Below are 18,638 nucleotides of genomic sequence, written 5' to 3' on the forward strand. Positions count from 1 at the left end.
AGTTTATGTTTTGAATGGTGTCATTATCAACGTATTATTAATTAAAGACATTCTCCAGTAGATGATAACTAGTGTAACGATTGAAAGAAAATCTTAGATAATTTTTTTACTGGCATGCATTTCAGTAATTTTGATCTATAACATAAACTTTAAGTAAGAATGGAAAAGTATAATTACGGGGTCATTGGTCTGGGTGTAATGGGAAGAAATCTGCTTTATAATATTGCCGATAACGGTTTTTCTACCGTAGGATTCGATTTAGATGAAGAAAAGGTAATAGAACTTCGTAAAGGAGTGGCTTCAGGTACAAAGGTTGTTGGAGCTGTTTCTCTAGAGGAATTTGTGTCAAGTTTAGACAGTCCGCGAAAAATTATTTTGATGGTTCCTGCAGGCAAGCCGGTTGATGCTGTTCTTGAAAGCATAACACCGCTTCTGAGTCCAAAAGATGTTGTAATTGATGCGGGAAATTCTTATTTCAAAGATACCGAAAGACGTAGAGCTGATTTAGCTTCTAAAAACCTTCATTTTATGGGAATGGGAGTTTCTGGAGGAGAGCAGGGCGCAAGAAGAGGACCGAGTATTATGCCGGGTGGAGATCTGGAAGTTTTCAATTTGGTGAAGCCTATGCTGGAAGTTATTTCGGCAAAAGTAAACGGGGAACCTTGTACCGCTTATATGGGGAAAGGAGCTGCCGGGAATTATGTTAAAATGGTTCACAACGGAATTGAATATGCCATCATGCAATTGATCAGTGAAGCATACGATTTACTGAGAAAAGGAGTTAATCTTACCAATGAACAATTGTATGAAGTCTTCAAAAGATGGAATGAAGGCGAGATGAGTTCTTTCCTTATTGAAATAACAAGAGATATCTTCCAGCAAAAAGATGATGTAACAGACGGTTTTCTTGTCGACAAGATTTTAGATAAAGCAGGAGCAAAAGGAACCGGAAAATGGACTTCTGAGGAGGCTATGGAAATCGGTGTGTCTATTCCAACCATCGATGTTGCAGTAACATCAAGAATTTTATCCGCTTACAAAGATGAACGAGTGAAAGCTTCTCAATTATATGCTAAAGAAGAAGTAAAAACTCCTGAAAATACAGAATTGTTCATCAAAGAGGTGGGGGATGCTTTGTATTTATCTACTTTAATCAGTTATGCTCAAGGTTTGGCATTATTGGTAAAAGCTTCTGAAGAATATCAATTTGAAATTCCGTTAAAAGATGTTGTTAAAATCTGGAGGGGTGGATGTATCATTCGTTCTGGTTTATTGGAAAAATTTTATCAGGCTTATTCAAAATACGAGAACTTATCTAATATTTTATTGGATCAGGAAATTTCAGAAATTGTAAAAGATAAAATTTCGTCATTAAGAAAAACAGCTGCTTTTGCAGTATCAAATGGAATTCCAAGCTTAGGAATTCAGGCGGCTCTAGGGTATTTCGAAGCTTACACCACGGCATCTTTGCCTGTAAACCTGCTTCAGGCTCAGCGTGATTATTTTGGTGCGCACACTTACCAAAGAACGGACAGAGAAGGAGTTTTTCATACTTCATGGCAAAACCCAAATAACTAAATCCTAACAATGAGTGACAATACAATCCTGCATCCAACAACGATCGTTATTTTTGGTGCAACAGGGGATTTGGCAAAAAGAAAGCTTTTTCCAGCCTTTTACAATTTATATATCGATGGCAGAATGCCAAAAGGTTTTAATATTTTAGCTTTGGGAAGAGCCGAAAATACAGATGAAAAATTCAGAGCTTATATTAAAGAAAATCTGGAGAGTTTTTCCAGGAAGACTGTAATCAAGGAAGATTGGGCTGGTTTTCAGGCCCACATCAGCTATTTTCAGCATCAGCTTGACGAAGAAAGCTCTTATCAGAATTTATATCAGAAACTGGAAAATTTCGATAAAGTGTACGGAATGAGAGGAAACAGGCTTTTCTATTTGTCCATTGCACCAAACTTTGTATCGGTAATTTCAAACCATCTTAAAAATACATCAATAGCATCTGATCCTTCAACGGATCGAATTATTATCGAAAAACCTTTTGGTCACAATAAAGAATCTGCTATTGAGCTGAATAATCTTCTTTCACAAACTTTCCAGGAAGAACAGATTTATCGTATCGATCATTATTTAGGTAAAGAAACAGTTCAGAATATTTTGGCGTTCAGGTTCGGAAATTCAATTTTTGAACCTCTTTGGAACCACAGACATATAGAATCGGTGCAGATTACCGTTGCCGAAGAAGTAGGAGTGGAAACAAGAGCCAGTTTTTATGAGCAGACAGGAGCTTTGCGCGATATGATTCAGAACCATCTTTTGCAAATTCTTTGCATGGTTGCTATGGAACCTCCAGCCTCACTCGAATCAGGTGAGATCAGGGATCGTAAAGTTGACGTTTTAAAATCCATCCGTAGGATTTCTCCCGAAAAAGTAGATCATTATGCGGTAAGAGGACAGTACGGGCGAGGCAAAGTAAATGGACTAAAAGTAAATGGCTATCGCCAGGAAGAGGGAATTGCTCATGATTCCAATACGGAAACATTTGTCGCTATTAAGTTTTATCTGGATAATGAAAGATGGGAGGATGTTCCTTTTTATGTTCGTACCGGTAAGAAGATGAAAGAAAAGCATTCTTATATAACGATTCAGTTTAAGCCACTTCCAAATTCTATGTTTTCAGAAAGCACTTCGCTTCTGTCGGCAAACCGATTGGTTATTAATATTCAGCCACAAATGGACATCAGATTGCAGTTTATGTCTAAAAAGCCGGGCTTGTCTTTAGATCTTAAACCTGTGGAAATGATTTTCGATAATTTTGCCTGTCAGACCGATACTCCCGAAGCTTATGAAACTCTTTTATTGGAAGCACTTGTAGGAGATCTTACATTGTTTATGCGCTCTGATCAGGTAGAAGAAGCTTGGGATGTGATAAAAACGATTCAGGAAACCTGGGAAAAAACCAAAGACCCATCTTTCCCAAATTATGCTTCAGGCAACTGGGGACCTGACGAGAGTGATGCATTGGTAGAGCGACAGGGACATCAGTGGGTTTAAAATCTAATTAAAAGAAAATGAATATTACGATATTTGATAATCTGGATGCCTTATATAAAGAATCAGCAGATACATTTGTTGAGCTTTCGAAAAAAGCAATCCAGAAGCATGATAAATTTGTGGTTGCGTTGAGTGGTGGCTCTTCACCGAAAGCCATCTTTAGTTTATTAGCTACACCCGAATATGCAGATAAAATAATTTGGGACAAAATCCATTTTTTTTGGGTAGATGAAAGATGGGTTTCTCTCGAAGATGAGAAAAGTAATTTTAAGATGACTTTGGAAGTACTTTTGAATAAGGTTCCAGTCAATGAAAATCAGATTTTCCCCATGTATAAAGACGGAATTGAGCCTGAAAATTACGCTAAAGAATACGAAGCTCAAATCAGAAATGTTTTGGGAGCTGACGGTATTTTTGATTTCATCCTTTTAGGAATGGGCGATGATGGCCACACAGCTTCTCTCTTTCCAGGCGAAAAGATTTTACAAGAAAAAGAAAAATGGGTTGATGCCTACTATCTAAAGCCACAGGAAATGTTTAGAATTACGTTGACTGAACCTATTATCAATAAAGCTGAAAATATTCTGATTGTTACATTTGGCAAATCCAAGAAAAACGCTTTGAATGAAGTTCTTCATGGTGTATATAATCCTGAACTATATCCGCTACAGTTAATTGAAAAGAAAGCAGGAGTCCAACTTTTTACTGATAAAGAAACTGGAATTTAATGTTATTTAACTATAATGAACGTCTAGCCAAAACTGCCTCCCTTAACGATTGAAAAGGGAGGCTTTTTATTTTCCGTTTTCTGCTTTATCAGTACAATCCAATCATCTTACACGCTTTCGTTACCTGACAATAATAACGCATCTTCAATCGGCAATAAATCATCTTTCCAAAGTGGTGTTTTGCAGGATCGAGCGAGCAAATTGTTCTTTGCTACCAATACATTTACCGGATACTTTTCTCATTTAAATAAAAATAATTGTAAGGCCGAGAATACAAACTTGGCCTTTTTTATAAAAAGATTAAACGAAAACGAGTCAACCATTGTTATAAGAGTACTTTCATAAATTAGGTTAATAACAGGTAGTAAAAACCTTGAGATCCCCTCCTCAAGGTTTTTTTATTTTTTTCAAACGAGTAAGACATTACAATTGTTTCTAATATGAAAAATGAGAAGATTGCTTTTGCTGGTTTGATTTGCACTTGTCAAGCCAGCATTTTTTGAAACCGACTATCCCATTATTGGGATCATAACTATATATCAGGGCTGGATTATTCCAGCCTTTTTTGTGAGTTGAATCTAAAATCCAACCATTCCGGGGCGAGCCATGTTATTTGCATAATAATGTAACTCCAATAACAGAAGGGCTGGAAGATTACCTTTAAAAGTGACACTGTAAATTTTAAAATTATGGGCTTAACGAAATACCGCGAAAAACGCGCCGCTGGAGAGACGCCGGAACCATTTGGAGGGAAATCCAATGGCAAGGAGCTCCGCTTTGTTATCCAGAAGCACGATGCATCTCATCTCCATTATGATTTCCGTCTGGAGATGGACGGCGTTCTAAAAAGCTGGGCTGTACCAAAAGGTCCCTCCACAGATCCCGAAGTAAAGAGGCTGGCCATGATGGTCGAAGACCATCCTTATGATTACCGTAATTTTGAGGGAATTATTCCAAAAGGTCAGTATGGTGGCGGGACGGTTATCGTCTGGGATGAGGGAACCTATGTGCCAGTTGATGAAGAGGATACGGGTATTTCAAAACAGGAAAAGAGTTTGCTGCATCAGCTTCATTCTGGAAAATTGAAATTCAGACTGAATGGCACTAAGTTAAAAGGCGAATTTGCACTCGTGAAGGCCCATGGAAGGGGAAATAACGGCTGGCTTCTTTTTAAACTGGAAGATAAGTACGCCAATAAAAAGGATATTACATTAAAGGACAAATCGGTTATATCGGGCAAGAGTATCGCGCAGATGGAAAAATCACCCGACAAGATATATGGCAAGAACATTATCAAAAAAGATACGACCGTAAAGGATAAAAAGGGCAAGGATGCTAAGCAAGCCGCTGAAATTATTGAAGATCAGCTGCAGGCTGTGCCCACAGAAGAAACGAAAACAGAAAGCAATGTGTCAGCTCTCCTGAAAAAGGCTCCTAAACAGGCTTTCTATCAGACTTTGGAGCCCATGCTTGCCACCTTGGTTGACAAGGCTTTTGACGATCAGGGTTGGGTCTATGAAGTAAAATGGGACGGCTACCGTGCTGTTGCCTTTAAGAAAGGCAGAAAGCTTGAACTAAAATCTAGAAACGATAAGAGTTTCAGTGAAAAATTCTACCCGATCTATGATACCGTAAAAAGCCTGGATATAGATGCTGTACTGGACGGTGAGATCGTCGTGCTGGGGAAAAACGGTACGGCAAATTTTGGCTCACTTCAGAACTGGCGGAGCGAAGCGGATGGCGATCTTGTCTATTACGTGTTTGATATCCTCTGGTATAAAGGAAAAGATCTCAAAGAACTGCCGCTTACAGACCGTAAGGAAATCCTGAAGGAAGTTTTACCACAAAGCAGCAACATATTGATCAGCGAGCATTTTCATACTTCGGGCATTTCCTTTCTGGAAGAAGCCAGAAAGCTTGGGCTGGAGGGTATAATGGCAAAACGGGCCGACAGTCAATATTATGCAAAGGCGCGTTCAAAGGACTGGCTCAAAATTAAAGCCAACAAAAGACAGGAAGTTGTCATTGGCGGCTATACGCTGAATGATGATTCAAGCAAGCTTTTCAGTAGTATTCTTGTCGGAGTTTATGAAGGGAAAAAATTGATTTACACCGGAAAGGTGGGTACAGGATTCAATGAGAAGTTACAGCATGAAATGATGGCGCTTTTTAAACCTTTAATCATCAAAAAAGCACCATTTGCCGAGGAACCTGACGTCAACAAACCCTCGCGTTTCCGTCCCGATCCGCCGCATGCTTCGGTAACCTGGCTTAAGCCTGAGCTGATCTGCGAAGTAAGCTTTACGGAAATTACCAGTGATGGTGTCATGCGACACCCATCATTTGATGGAATGCGCGAAGATAAATCAGCAAAAAAAGTAATACTGGAGGAGGAAACATCAACGGAATCAGTTGTTGCGGATACATCCGATTCGCTCGTCAAAGCTCGGGCCGACAATGGAAGAAAAACCTTGCTGAACCCAAAAGATAAAATGCAGGTTCGGAAAGTAAACGGTCATGAGCTGAAATTTACTAATCTAGATAAAGTGTTCTGGCCAGATGAGGGCTATACTAAGCGGGATCTGATCAATTACTACTATCAAGCTGCGCCCTTTATACTTCCTTATTTAAAGGATAGGCCACAGAGCATGAACCGTTTTCCAAATGGAATCGAAGGAAAAGGATTTTATTTTAAAGACGTGACCGATACTGCTCCCGACTGGGCGGATACGTATCTTTACCACAGTGATACGGATGAAAAGGACAAACATTATTTGGTCGGAAAAGATGAAGCAACCTTACTTTATATGGCCAACCTGGGCTGCATCGAAATGAACCCCTGGAGCAGTACAGTGAAAAAGCCCGATCATCCAAGTTTCTGCATAATAGATCTTGACCCTGATAAAAATTCATTCGACCAGGTAATCGAAGCTGCCCAGGTAACAAAAAGTATACTTGATGATATGGGGGTGACTTGCTACTGTAAAACCAGCGGTTCGACAGGCCTGCATATTTATATCCCTTTCGGTGGGAAATATGATTACGAGCAGTCCAAAGAATTTGCGCGCGTGGTTGTTACCTTGGTGCACAATGAACTCCCGGATTATACGAGTCTGGAAAGGACCGTAAAAGACCGGAAAGGAAAAATGTATCTTGATTTTTTACAGAACAGGCCCCACGCTACAATTGCTGCTGCGTATTCGGTAAGACCGAAACCCGGAGCTACGGTATCAATGCCACTGCATTGGGACGAGGTAAAGAAAGGGCTTAAGATCAGTGATTTCAATATCCGTAACGCCATTGCAAGGATGAACGAAATGGGAGATATCTTTAAACCGGTACTCGGAAAAGGAATCGATCTGAAAAAAGCAATTGCTAAATTTTCAGAAAAATAGAAAAAGGCAGTTCACACTAGATGCTTACATCAAAAACTAAAGAGATTAGATAACGTGTTATCTGAACGAATTGCCTGTGTTTCTACAAATCAAAGTAAAAGGTTGAACCTTTACCTTTAGCACTTTCTAACTGTATTTCTGAGCCATGCTGGCGAAGGATTTCCGCAACCAGGTACAAGCCGATTCCAAATCCAGAGATATTGGAGGTATTTAAATTATCGACACGGTAGAATGATTTAAAAATATTCTTTTGATGTTTAAGATCTATTCCAATACCTTCATCCCGAACGAATATCCGTGTTTTATCTCCGGATTTATCGGTGCCAACCGTAATTTTTCCTCCAGAGGGGGAGTATTTCACGGCATTGCTAACCAAATTGCTGATCACCTGATCGATCTTTGCCCTGTCTGCAAATAGGTAGAGGTCTGGATCGCAGACGATTTCAACAGGATGTTTTTTTGAATCGAGATCATCCGTACAGTCCCTTATCAGTCTTTCCAGCTGAAAGCTGGTTTTGTGAAGCTGAAGTTTACCTTCTTCAGCCTAGGCAATACTTAAAAAGTCTGCAATCATCAACATCATCTTTTTAATCTGGGATTCGATCTTTACTGCCATCTGGGCACTTTTCTGCCCAAAGGTATCTTCATGAATCTGCATCATTTGGGCACACATCAGCACGGTCGTGAGGGGAGTTTTAAGTTCATGGCTGGCCATGGATATAAATACATTCTTCCGTTTTTCTTCCTGTTTTTTTTCGGTGATGTCCCGGGCAATCTTTGAAACGCCTATGATCTCCCCATGCTCATTTTTTATTGGAGATATAGTCAGTGATAAGTCGATCAATTTTCCAGACTTTGTTAACCGAAGGGTCTCAAAATGTTTTATGGATTTTCCAAGGCGCATTTTGCCCAGAATATAATCTTCTTCGGCGTGCCTTTCGGGCGGAATTATTTTTAAGATCGGTTGCCCGATCATTTCATAGGAGGTATAACCGAAAAGACTGGAAGCAGCATCATTCCAGCTGGTGATGATTCCCTCCAGCGTCTTTCCGATGATCGCATCGTAAGAAGAATTTACGATAGCTGCCAATTCAGCACTTTTTTCAATGGATTTTTTCTGATCTGTAATATCCATGATAGCTCCAATAATCCTTCTTGAGGTTTTTGGCCCACTGAAGTAGGCAAGACCTGTTATCTTAACATATCCAATGGTGAAGGTTTTCGGTTTAATGATCCGGCAGGTAAATTCAAAATGATCTTCGGCCCCGTTTTCACTGAGTCCCTTCATCTGCTGGTAGATGGCAAAACGATCCTCCGGATGAATAATTTCTATCACCGTATTTTTAGATTGGGCGGGGTAGGGCGATTCGAGTATTTGCTGTGCCCTTTCGGATAAATTGACAACCTCCTTTTCGGCGTTCCAATCCCAGGTTCCCAATCCCGTTGATGCAAGGGCAAGGCGCAGGCGTTCTTCTTTCTCTCGTAGTATTGCTGTCAGCTTATCTTTTCTTTGTTCAGCAAGAACTGCTTCTGTCACGTCTTTGGTAAAGCACATGGAATGAACGAATTCATTATCTTTCATCAATGCACTGGAATTTATGGTGACATGTTTTATATTCCCATTTTTGCATTTCAGGGTCGCCGGATAATTTTCAATACGCTCGTTGTTTAAGAGTTTCCCCAGGATAGTGGAAATTGTGTCCTGATCAGCGTGAAATGACGCTATGCTGGCACCTATATATTCCGTTTCATCATAGCCGAGCAAGTCAAGCTCCGCCTGATTGGCCCAGATGATAATACCATCGCGGTTTACCCAATGAAGGGCCAAAGAAGCTCTGTCAATAAATTCTGAAAGTTCAGCTATTTTGTTTTTCAGTTCAATATTTTCAGTTGCCAATTGCTCAGTTGTAGTGGGACTGTTCATAGATATATTAAGTGGATATTGATTCTGACAAAATTACATAATACAAGATACTTAAAGGAAAGTAAAAATACGTTGGGTAATAAGTAAATATTACAATATTTAAAATAGGAATATAAAATTGTCCAGTTATGAAAAAATGGCAAGCAAATTGAGTGTAATTCCGCAAAACACACCATTTTTCTACTAAAGATGTATAAAATATTACTTGTCGACGATCACACCTTGGTCAGGAATGGCTTGCGACTAATATTGGAGCCACATAAGCAGTTATCCATTATTGGGGAGGTGGGAGACGGATTTCTAGCACTGGAATTTCTAGATAAAAATGAGTTACCAGACCTTATACTTACTGATATTAAAATGGAAGAGATGGATGGCATTACAATGATTCATAAAGTGAAGGCCAAGTACCCTGATCTTGACATTGCTGTCTTATCGATGGTTGAGGATAATAGTACCGTTTCTGATGCATTTAGGGCCGGGGCAATTGGCTTTTTATCCAAAAATTCAGATTATGATGAGCTTGTAGCGGGTATAGTACAAATATCTCAAGGTAAAAGATATATTTCAATGGAAATAGGTCTATCACTTCTCGATCATTTTCAGCTAAATAGACCCATTTATATCGATAAAGAAGCTATTTTTCATCGCTACGATATTTCTGAAAGGGAATTGAAGGTTTTGGAACTGATCTCACATGGTTTTACAAACGCTGAAATAGCAGATCAGATATTTCTGAGCAAACGTACGGTTGAAGGGCATCGGCAGCAGCTGATTGATAAAACAAAAACAAAAAATACGGCTGATCTAGTGCGGTTCGCCTTTCAGAATAAACTGCTACAATAAAGGCCTACGGTCAATAACCGATTTAAAATTTAATCTTTTGTGTAGATAAAAGGTCTGTTCACGCTATAGGTTTAAATTAATACGTATAAGATGGAACTCGATAAGGAAGTAATTCAGCGTATCGGCAAGCTACTTGATCGTAAGACTGTCGCAACGGCAGAAAGTGTAACAGCCGGACAGCTTCAGTTTATGCTGTCTCAGATCGAAAATGCTGCGGCTAATTTTAAAGGGGGGATTACAGCTTACACACTTGAAGAGAAAGTAAATTTATTAGGAATCGATGAGGATGAGGCTAGAGAATGTGACTGTGTGTCGTCCCAGATCGCAGAAGATATGGCACTGCAGGCATCACACTTGTTCAATGCTGATTTTGGTATAGGTGTTACCGGTTACGCAACTCCGGTGGAAGAGTCTCAATTTAAGTTATATGCATATTTTGCGATATCGTATAAGATGCAGATAATCGTTTCTGAGAAAATAGAAATGAATAAAAACTTCTTAGGAGCAAAAGGGCAGCAGAGATATGGCGAAATTATTTTGGCAACCTTTGAAAGTATACTGGCCAAGCAATTGTAGCGAAATCTACTATCCATATTGATCGAACTATCAGTTGCGAGCAAAAATCATTTCAAATAGACAGGAAAACTGCTCATCTTGAAGTGATTTTTCCTCCCAAATTTGACTTAGGGTTTCAAAACTACTTTGACGCAATCGTCTTCTTTTTCATTGAAAATTTGATACCCGTGCTCTGCTTCAGCAAGAGGAATGGTGTGGGTAATTATATCATCGAGAACTACTTTATTTTCGCTGACAAGGTTGATAAGTTTGTCAATATAATTAAGAACTGGGGCTTGGCCCTGCTTAATTGTTATACCCTTATCGAAAATCCTAAATAGTGGGAAATTATCGTATGGTGAACCATATACACCCATAATAGATACTGTCCCCATTCGTCTGACCGCTTCAAAGCACATTTCCAATACTTTTATTGATCCTTTTTCAAAGTTTATCGTTGCTTTTACTTTATCCATAAAATTTCGTTCGGGTTCAAAGCCTACTGCATCTACGCATACGTCGGCTCCTCTTCCGCCAGTCATTTCGCGAATTGCTTGGATAACATCTACTTTATGTGGATTTAGGATTTCAACATTATTGACTGCTTTTGCTTTATCCAGCCGATAGTCCAGCGGGTCGATAGCTCTCTCAAAAGATGACGTATATGTAACAGCGATATATGCCAAACCATTATGTGGTTGGTGCTGTTCACGGTGAAAGGATTATTCATTAAATGCAGGTGATTGCTGGTAATAACTTGGTTCTGTGATTGAAAACTCAAATCAGGTTGTCTACGCGGTCGTAACTGACATTGAAAGCGGGTTAAAACGATTATCAAATCTTTTGAGTGATGAAGAATAAGAAACAAACTTATTTTTATAGGAACAGTCTTTCCATCGTATTTATCGTATTATTTATAGCTGCGCTGGGTGCGCAGGGATTTTTTGGATGGAAAGAAAACAATGAGAATCTGAAAGATCTGGGGTCTCCAGAAATTATATTTTCTGCATATCTGAAAAGCGGCCATTTTTTCTCGTCAACATTTGAAAATTTCCAAAGCGAATTTCTGCAAATGGCGCTTTATGTCATGCTTACGATCTCTTTGCGGCAAGTGGGATCGGCTGAGTCAAAAGATCCGGAAAAGCCTGAAGAAGTTGATCGGCTTCCTGATCCAACCCGAAAAGATGCACCAGGTCCAGTTAAGAGAGGGGGATGGCGTTTAATGCTTTACCAAAATTCCCTGTCGATTGTTTTTGTTATCCTATTTCTAGTAAGTTGGGCAGGCCATCTTTATGGCAGTTTTAAGGATGCCAACTTGCAAGAAAGCTTGCATGGCAAACCCTAAAAAAGTTTATTAGATTTTCTAGCTGAACCTCAGTTTTGGTTTGAAACTTTTCAGAACTGGCAAAGTGAATTTCTCTCGGTGGCCTCAATTGTTATATTAACAATATTTCTCCGACAAAAAGGATCTCCAGAATCTAAACCTGTGGACGCAGCTCATACAGATACAGGTAAGTAGTTCATTCTAAATCGGGCGAAGCTGTTATCTTTGTTAGAGGTCGATCAGAACCAAGATTGCACTTCGCGAAAAGAATCGATGAAAATTGCGATATATAATCCCTGAAGGTAAATCTTGGTATGCGAATTATAATGGCTAGGATGCGAAAATTAACTTTAGTATTGCTAAGAAATAAGGCAAGCTATTTTTTTGTGAAGCTTTTCGTTATCTGCCAAAAGGCTCCCTTATCGATTAATAGGGGAACCTTTTATTTGAAAAAATTAATTTAAATCACCGATTGTTTTGTTATCATCCCTCACTAAAGCAAGTAGTTTTTGAACAGCAGGTTGTCTCCATTTCTCGGGCATATCGCCGTCCAGATAACCTAGATCCTCACCTATAATGAGTTCGTGTCCTTGAGAGGATATTTTGGCATATTGGCCCAGCTTACCACTTTCAACCAATTCAAAATCAAATAATTGTTCTGTTTCCGTTGTTAAAGTAACCGGAATGTCTTTATATAATTTAGTTTTTGTCATAAACTGAAATATTTATTAGTTCTTCCTATAATAGTTCAAATTTTGAAGCCTTGGCAAGACTTTGATATAATCCGCATTGCTGCCGCTGCCTATCCATTTTCCGCTTTTGATTTTTCATAGGCTAGAAGTTCATCTGCACAGAGCTTCCCGAATTTATCAGCCGCTAATGGGCTATCTGCAGTAATCAGTTTTCTATCAACGTGACAATCGCCTGCAATTTTTTTATTCAAAATTTCAACGCCAAGTTGTTTGAGTTTTTCGCCGTAAAACCAGGGCATCTCTCCGGGCTGATATCCACTTTCTGGCAAAGTCCTATCCATTTCATCAGGAAACGAATTGATCTGATACCCCTTAAACGGAAACTCGGTGTCTCCACAATCTGCTGCGCTTAAGAGCGCTGCCGGACCATGGCAGATTGCCAATAGATATTTATCTTCAGCTACTACCCATTTGATAAGTTCTTTTACATCATTATTTTCAGGTAGTCCCAGCATTGCACCATGCCCGCCTGGGATAAAAACGGCAACGTAGTCAACGTATGCCTTATTCGTGTCAGCTATAAAATCCCTGAGGCTGTGCGGGTTTGAGAATTGCGTATTATACTTGTCGAGGATTTTACCGATGTTTTCATCTTCATACGGCATAGCCCACATTTCAAATTTTACAGAAGCACCAGTTGCTGTATAGAAGTCAACCTCAAATCCAGCCTGTTCGAGATGAAGAATGGGAACCAAGGTTTCGACCGGATGATTACCCGTTGAAAACTTCTTTCCATTTTTCATCGTCATATACCGCTCCTCGGTACAAAGCACGAGAATCTTTTTCCGGGTATCTTTGTTGACATCACTGTACTTTTTTTTGCTGTAATTTGTTTTGGTCGTAACCATCGTTTTTCTTGAAAAAAAAGAAGGTTCGTAACCAATTCCGTCAAATACAGATTCTTTACTCAAATCGTTTGAAAATAAGGACATAGTAATATTTTTTAGAATTTGTTATCCATGCTTTTGATGATTCAACAATCAAACGCGCGACATTTTATAAACTATAAGAGATAACAATATCAAAACCAATGCTGTTTCGTCTAAAAAATATTTGTGAAAAGAGCACTCGAGAGAGATTGGGGGAATTATGGAGTTTTCACTGTAAAATATCCCTTTATTTTATTTTAATCAAACTAAAGCGCAATAAATATTGTATTATAATTACTTTTCAAAAATAGGTTAATAATGGCTAAAGCCTTGGGTTCTCCGCCCAAGGCTTTTTTCATTTTTATCAAACCAATGTCTTAACGCATTTGTCTATTTATTGACAATCGATTCAATTTAGGAAGTTTCGTTTCGGTTGTTTAAATATATGGCCAGGTTTAATGCCTGGCCATTTTAAACCGAAGTTTAGCTACTAGGTGTTTAAATGGTATATTCCGATCTTTTGAGGGTCTGTTTATAATTTAGTTAGAGGGTAATCGGAAGATTGCCCTTTTTTTTAGAAAAATTGAACCAATCATTCCCTAATTACGTTCATAAAAAGGTTAAGTTAGTTTGTTTAGTAGTAATAAAGGCCGGGATTCATGTCCTCGCCTTTATTAAAAAATGTTCCTCCTGAAATGAGCGAACACCAAAGTTGCCTTGGCTCTGCCTTTTGAACCGGCCAGGGGAGATTTCGATAAGATTCCCATTCGACGTATAACGTGAAATTTGAATTATTTATTGATCAATTTTAGTTGATTCTGGAATTCACTTAGCGAGATTTTTCCAGATGCAAAGCTGACATCTAAAATAAACTTCTTTTCAAGTTGTCTGAGCCGGAATGTTTGGTTCAACTCCAACGTACAGCCTGTAAAATGACTTAGCGTCCTTTACAGAAATTTCTTTCAATATGATTTCTATATGGTCTCTATCCGATTTCACGACCTGCATAAATTATAATTTTATGTTTAATCTATCAATAACTGCTGATCGCAGATCTTTCAGTTCCCTCAAAACGATATTCATAGAGTTTCACTGGCGGCGAAGGTATTTCGTTTATCAGAAATTTTTAGACATGCTATTGTCTGTTGAGGTTATCAGCTTATCCTCTATAAAATCTCTGCTTTATCAATAGTCTGGGGCCTTCATGTAGCCACCATTTACGGCCTTTTGTTAAAACTGCTTTGCTATAAATTGGGATTCGATTTGATATATAAATTTAATGAAAACTTATTGTTTTAATGATCAGAACATGAGGTTGACCGATTTTCGGACAGAGGTATTGATTGTTTGTCCGACACGTCGAAGGCAGGCTGTGGCAAACGCAGATTATTTCTCCATCTAAAAAGCAAAATTGAAATGAACTTCCTCCGATAGAAAAAGGTTACAGCGATGGAATAATCACTGTAACCAGGGTATTTCGATTATCCTTCAGACATTGCTAAAGTGAGGTTAGCCGTAAATTCAAGCCCTGTGGTCGTCAGTGCCTTTATGGTTACCTTATAGCTGCCAGCTTTCAAACTATCACTTTTTTTCACGGAAACTGTACCTGTTTGGGCATTTACGCTAAACAGCTTTTCGCTATCTGTAAATGGCTGCCCATCTTTTTGTATTGAAACCAGTTCAAATGCAGATTTATATTTTTCGGGATATAGTGTTGGTGCGGCAGATACATAACCATTTGAAAGACCGATGTGTATCAGACTAAAGTCGATTGTCAGGTTTAGATCGGGATAATATTGTCCAAATAAGAACTTTATTTGTGGAATCAGAATGACCCTAAAAGTTGTGGAAGCCACAGGAAAACCATCTTTTCTAAGTTCGGGAGTCAGTTCGAACGACCTTTCAGCCTTTTTTTCCGGATCGCCGGCATCTTTTGATAACTTGATATGTGTATCTGCTATTGAAGCGATATTTTCCTGGCCATCCTTTTTTGCCAAGTGAAAACTAGCGCCGGTAATCGGTAGGCCAAGAGGATCTATTTCAAAATCAGTAGATTGGTCGCCATACAATACATACGAATAAGGTAACTCGCCGCCGCTTTTTAGACCTTTGATAGCAATTGTTCCAGCCGTTATCTTGATTGAAAAATTTTCTTTCCCGACCACTGTGCCATGAGATTCTTTGGCTATCACGGTGACTTTATAATCATCGGGAATGCGTGCGCTGCTCGATTGGGCTCCGTTGGGATAGAGTAGGGCGCTGTTAATCCGTATGCTTTGTTTTTCGCTATCGTATTTGATGGCTTGGTTCAGTTTGTCACTGAGTTTACTCCCGTTGCCTAAATTGATGTCTGCAGTCTGGGAAAAGTCAAAACTGAATGTAAGTCCTGTACTTGCAGATAGGTCTTTCGGCAGATTAATTTCCTGTGTTTCGCCGTAGCGTAGACTGACCTGCGATGGTAACGAAAGTGAGATTTCAGTTGGAATACCTGCTGTTTCTTTTTTACAGGATGATGCCGATCCGAGCATCAGAATCAGCGCTCCCGCTAGAGCGATGTGTGTGTTGATGTACTTCATATGGTGTAAAATTTTGACGAAGGTAGTAATTGTAAATTATTAATGCAACATGATTGCATTTACTATTATCTTTTTTATTTTTGCAACTCAAACAGGAATAGGCTACACTATGTTACGGTATCAGAATAAAGTTTTTTTAGCATCTCTAGTGATGTTAACTAGCGCAAAAACGGCGCAAGCACAGCGCAAACCATCAGTGGATACGTTGCGAAGCTATACGCTTCCCACCGTAGAGACAACAGGCTTCGTGCCGAGGCATGGGCAAAAGAAGAGGCTCGATCGAAATCAGCTAGATCGTATTCAGGCGCAAACGCTCGGTGAAACATTGAGTCATATTTCCGGGATACAAAACGCTTTTTTCGGTCCCAATTCTGGCATGCCCATGATACGCAGTCTAAGTGGTAGCAGGGTAGGTGTTCTTTCAAATGGTCTTTCGGTCAATGATTTGTCGGGAATCAGTCCCAACCTAAATCCCAATTTCGATATGGAAAATCTACGCGAAATAGACCTTTACAAGGGTGCTGCTACTGTGTTATTCGGAGGAAAGGCGATCGGTGGAGCGGTCAATCTCAAGGATAACACCATTCCTATGACCCGTCTGCCAAATAAGATTGCAGGCCGGGCCAGTGCGGAGTTAGGAACCAATAGTGGCAATAGCCAGTCGCTGGCCTTCAATGCAAACCTTGGAAAATACTGGGTGGGACATATTGGCGCAATGAGGCTCACGCACGGAAACCTCAGGATTCCGGGCAATACAAAGGCGGCTATTGCTTATGATCCTAAGATCGATCATTTGACAGCCGCAATGGCACAGGTAAATGTCGATCGCGAGACGATTCGAAATCTGACGCTATATCCCTATTTAAGCCAGTTTGTGCTCAATAATATGGGCGATCCAAAGTGGGGTTTATCGGAGGCCGACCTCTATACCTTTGAAGATTATTCATTTATCAATGGAGCAAAAGTCTTAAACCCTCAAAATGAAAAATATATCGCTGGGCAGGATCCCAACACACCGTTGTACACCGAAGTCGTTCATGGGATTACAGATTACGTGCCTGTCAAACGAGGAGTGATGCCCAATAGTCATGCTGAGAGAAGCGCTGTCAATGCAGGAGCCAGCTATATCAGAGACAACTTTCGGGTAGGTCTAGGGCTTTACGCTCTTGAAAGCTATTATGGTATTCCCGGGTTTGCACAGCGCAACAAGCCTGTCCATAGCCACAGCACAGTTTGGACCCCCATATATGAATCGATCAATACGCGCACTTATTCCTATGCCTGGCAGTTAGAATCTGCTTTTAAGCCAAGAACACAGTTGATCTCGGAGATTAAATTTAATTACCGCGGTGAGCTGTCGGACGACCGGGAGCTCTTGGGCAGGTATCGTGTCAATAAGTTCGATAGTGAGCGTCACGCGCTTCGATCGGAGGTATCGCAGCAGTTTACCCGTTTTTGGTCTGGGACGAGTGGATTTGATTTTTCATTTGTAGCCTTAAAGGGCGAGGGGGATCGGCGGTATGTACCCAATAATCTGAGTCGGGAAGGAGGGATCTTTACGTTGCAGACAATAGAACTTAATCCAGTTGCTCTTCATATGGGCTACCGGCATGACTGGGTTGCCCGACGTACTTTGAGCGATCCTACCTACCAGCGGAGCCGGGGGATGGCCGGGGGACAGCTTTCGGCCCGGGATTTTAGCTTAAACCACTTTTCGGGAGATATCAACTATTCGATTTTTGACATTGCCTATTTACAGGCTACATTTTCACACGCAGAACGTGCACCCGGGGTCAATGAACTTTATGCAGGGAATGACCATTTCGCTATCCTGGTAGAAGAAAATGGAGATGATCGACTTAACAAGGAAAGCTCAAATTCCTATGAGTTATCCGGAGGGATAAAATATGGTGGATTAAAGCTGTCAGCGACGCATTACCGCAGCTTCTTTAAAAATTATCTCTATTTGGCCCATACAGGCATTTCCCGTTCTGGTGGTTTTTTGGTCAAGGAATGGCGTGCTTCAGACACCGAAATTCAGGGTTGGGAGTTGGAAGGAGGTTATACTTATGCATTGGCAGCTGATTGTCATCTCACATTAAATGGGTTCGCCGATCTCGTCAAAAATATAAATACATCAGATGATAGTATGCGCAAATGGGCCGAAGGAGACTATATGCCCAATTTACCTACCAGTAGATATGGAATATCCGCGTTACTTCAATATAAAAAGTTTTTTGGGAACGCCAATTTCGACCGGTATCTGAAACAGCGTTATTTAGGTAAAAATATCAATATTGAACCACCTATGCCAGCCTATTCCTTGCTATCTGGTCAATTAGGTTACAAGGTGAATCTAAAAAAATATGAATTTGTCTATTTTATTTCCGGAAATAATCTATTGAATGTTGAAGCACGTCCGCAAAATTCCATACTCAAATATCTAGCTCCATTACCGGGGCGTAATATTTCTATGGGATTAAAGCTATTGCTCTAAAGAAGAAAGGTGACGATCGATTATTTTAAGCCTGCCACATCCTGACTTGTTTGAAAAAAGGGGCGAAACGAAATCCAAAATTCTCTTGATTTTAATAAGGATC

General features: G+C 39.8%; 13 protein-coding genes and 1 pseudogene. 8 read left to right on the top strand and 6 right to left on the bottom strand.

The features are described 5' to 3' along the window. Positions 1-159: 159 nt before the first annotated feature. From gndA to ligD, 4 genes are all read left to right on the top strand, one after another. Complete coding sequence (gene gndA, locus AB1Z56_RS04340; RefSeq protein ID WP_426791195.1) at positions 160-1,578, top strand: NADP-dependent phosphogluconate dehydrogenase; 1,419 nt, start codon at positions 160-162, stop codon at positions 1,576-1,578. A 9-nt stretch (positions 1,579-1,587) separates the two neighbouring features. Beyond that, a complete protein-coding gene (zwf, locus tag AB1Z56_RS04345; protein ID WP_309361066.1) occupies positions 1,588-3,069 on the top strand; it encodes a glucose-6-phosphate dehydrogenase in 1,482 nt (493 codons plus the stop codon). Positions 3,070-3,086: 17 nt separating this feature from the next. Then, positions 3,087-3,797 carry a 6-phosphogluconolactonase gene (gene pgl / locus AB1Z56_RS04350; protein WP_426791196.1) on the top strand — a complete coding sequence of 237 codons (711 nt, stop codon included), beginning with the start codon at positions 3,087-3,089 and terminating at the stop codon, positions 3,795-3,797. Between the two features lie 689 nt (positions 3,798-4,486). Next, entirely contained in the window at positions 4,487-7,192 is a 2,706-nt protein-coding gene (ligD, locus tag AB1Z56_RS04355) for a DNA ligase D (protein WP_426791197.1), read from the top strand. An 82-nt stretch (positions 7,193-7,274) separates the two neighbouring features. Here the strand turns inward: ligD and AB1Z56_RS04360 are convergent, their stop codons facing one another. Together AB1Z56_RS04360 and AB1Z56_RS04365 are read right to left on the bottom strand one after the other, a co-directional pair. Continuing rightward, complete coding sequence (locus AB1Z56_RS04360; RefSeq protein WP_426792380.1) at positions 7,275-7,694, bottom strand: sensor histidine kinase; 420 nt, start codon at positions 7,692-7,694, stop codon at positions 7,275-7,277. A gap of 42 nt (positions 7,695-7,736) precedes the next feature. Beyond that, complete coding sequence (locus tag AB1Z56_RS04365) at positions 7,737-9,116, bottom strand: PAS domain S-box protein (RefSeq protein WP_426791198.1); 1,380 nt, start codon at positions 9,114-9,116, stop codon at positions 7,737-7,739. A gap of 189 nt (positions 9,117-9,305) precedes the next feature. Between AB1Z56_RS04365 and AB1Z56_RS04370 the strand changes: the two genes are divergently transcribed. Both AB1Z56_RS04370 and AB1Z56_RS04375 read left to right on the top strand, forming a co-directional pair. Then, positions 9,306-9,962, top strand: coding sequence for a response regulator (locus AB1Z56_RS04370; protein WP_426791199.1), 657 nt, complete (start codon positions 9,306-9,308; stop codon positions 9,960-9,962). Between the two features lie 90 nt (positions 9,963-10,052). Then, positions 10,053-10,538: a CinA family protein gene (locus AB1Z56_RS04375; RefSeq protein WP_426791200.1), complete on the top strand. Its 486-nt coding sequence runs from the start codon at positions 10,053-10,055 to the stop codon at positions 10,536-10,538. Between the two features lie 107 nt (positions 10,539-10,645). Here the strand turns inward: AB1Z56_RS04375 and AB1Z56_RS04380 are convergent, their stop codons facing one another. Then, positions 10,646-11,203, bottom strand: coding sequence for a hypothetical protein (locus AB1Z56_RS04380; RefSeq protein ID WP_426791201.1), 558 nt, complete (start codon positions 11,201-11,203; stop codon positions 10,646-10,648). Between the two features lie 164 nt (positions 11,204-11,367). On the opposite strand from AB1Z56_RS04380, the pseudogene AB1Z56_RS04385 reads away from it, so the two are divergent. Beyond that, positions 11,368-12,036: pseudogene (locus AB1Z56_RS04385) on the top strand (DUF6766 family protein). Between the two features lie 260 nt (positions 12,037-12,296). Here AB1Z56_RS04385 and AB1Z56_RS04390 read toward each other — a convergent pair. From AB1Z56_RS04390 to AB1Z56_RS04400, 3 genes are all read right to left on the bottom strand, one after another. Further along, positions 12,297-12,554: a hypothetical protein gene (locus tag AB1Z56_RS04390; protein WP_426791202.1), complete on the bottom strand. Its 258-nt coding sequence runs from the start codon at positions 12,552-12,554 to the stop codon at positions 12,297-12,299. An 89-nt stretch (positions 12,555-12,643) separates the two neighbouring features. Further along, positions 12,644-13,525, bottom strand: a complete 882-nt coding sequence (locus tag AB1Z56_RS04395) for a DJ-1/PfpI family protein (protein WP_309361050.1) — start codon at positions 13,523-13,525, stop codon at positions 12,644-12,646. A 1,418-nt stretch (positions 13,526-14,943) separates the two neighbouring features. Next, entirely contained in the window at positions 14,944-16,038 is a 1,095-nt protein-coding gene (locus AB1Z56_RS04400) for a hypothetical protein (RefSeq protein ID WP_426791203.1), read from the bottom strand. Between the two features lie 151 nt (positions 16,039-16,189). Here AB1Z56_RS04400 and AB1Z56_RS04405 point away from each other — a divergent pair, with 151 nt between their 5' ends. After that, positions 16,190-18,535: a TonB-dependent receptor gene (locus AB1Z56_RS04405; RefSeq protein WP_426791204.1), complete on the top strand. Its 2,346-nt coding sequence runs from the start codon at positions 16,190-16,192 to the stop codon at positions 18,533-18,535. Positions 18,536-18,638: the final 103 nt, after the last annotated feature.

The sequence above is a fragment of the Sphingobacterium sp. WOUb80 genome (genome assembly GCF_050058145.1).
In the GTDB taxonomy this organism is placed as follows: Bacteria; Bacteroidota; Bacteroidia; order Sphingobacteriales; family Sphingobacteriaceae; genus Sphingobacterium.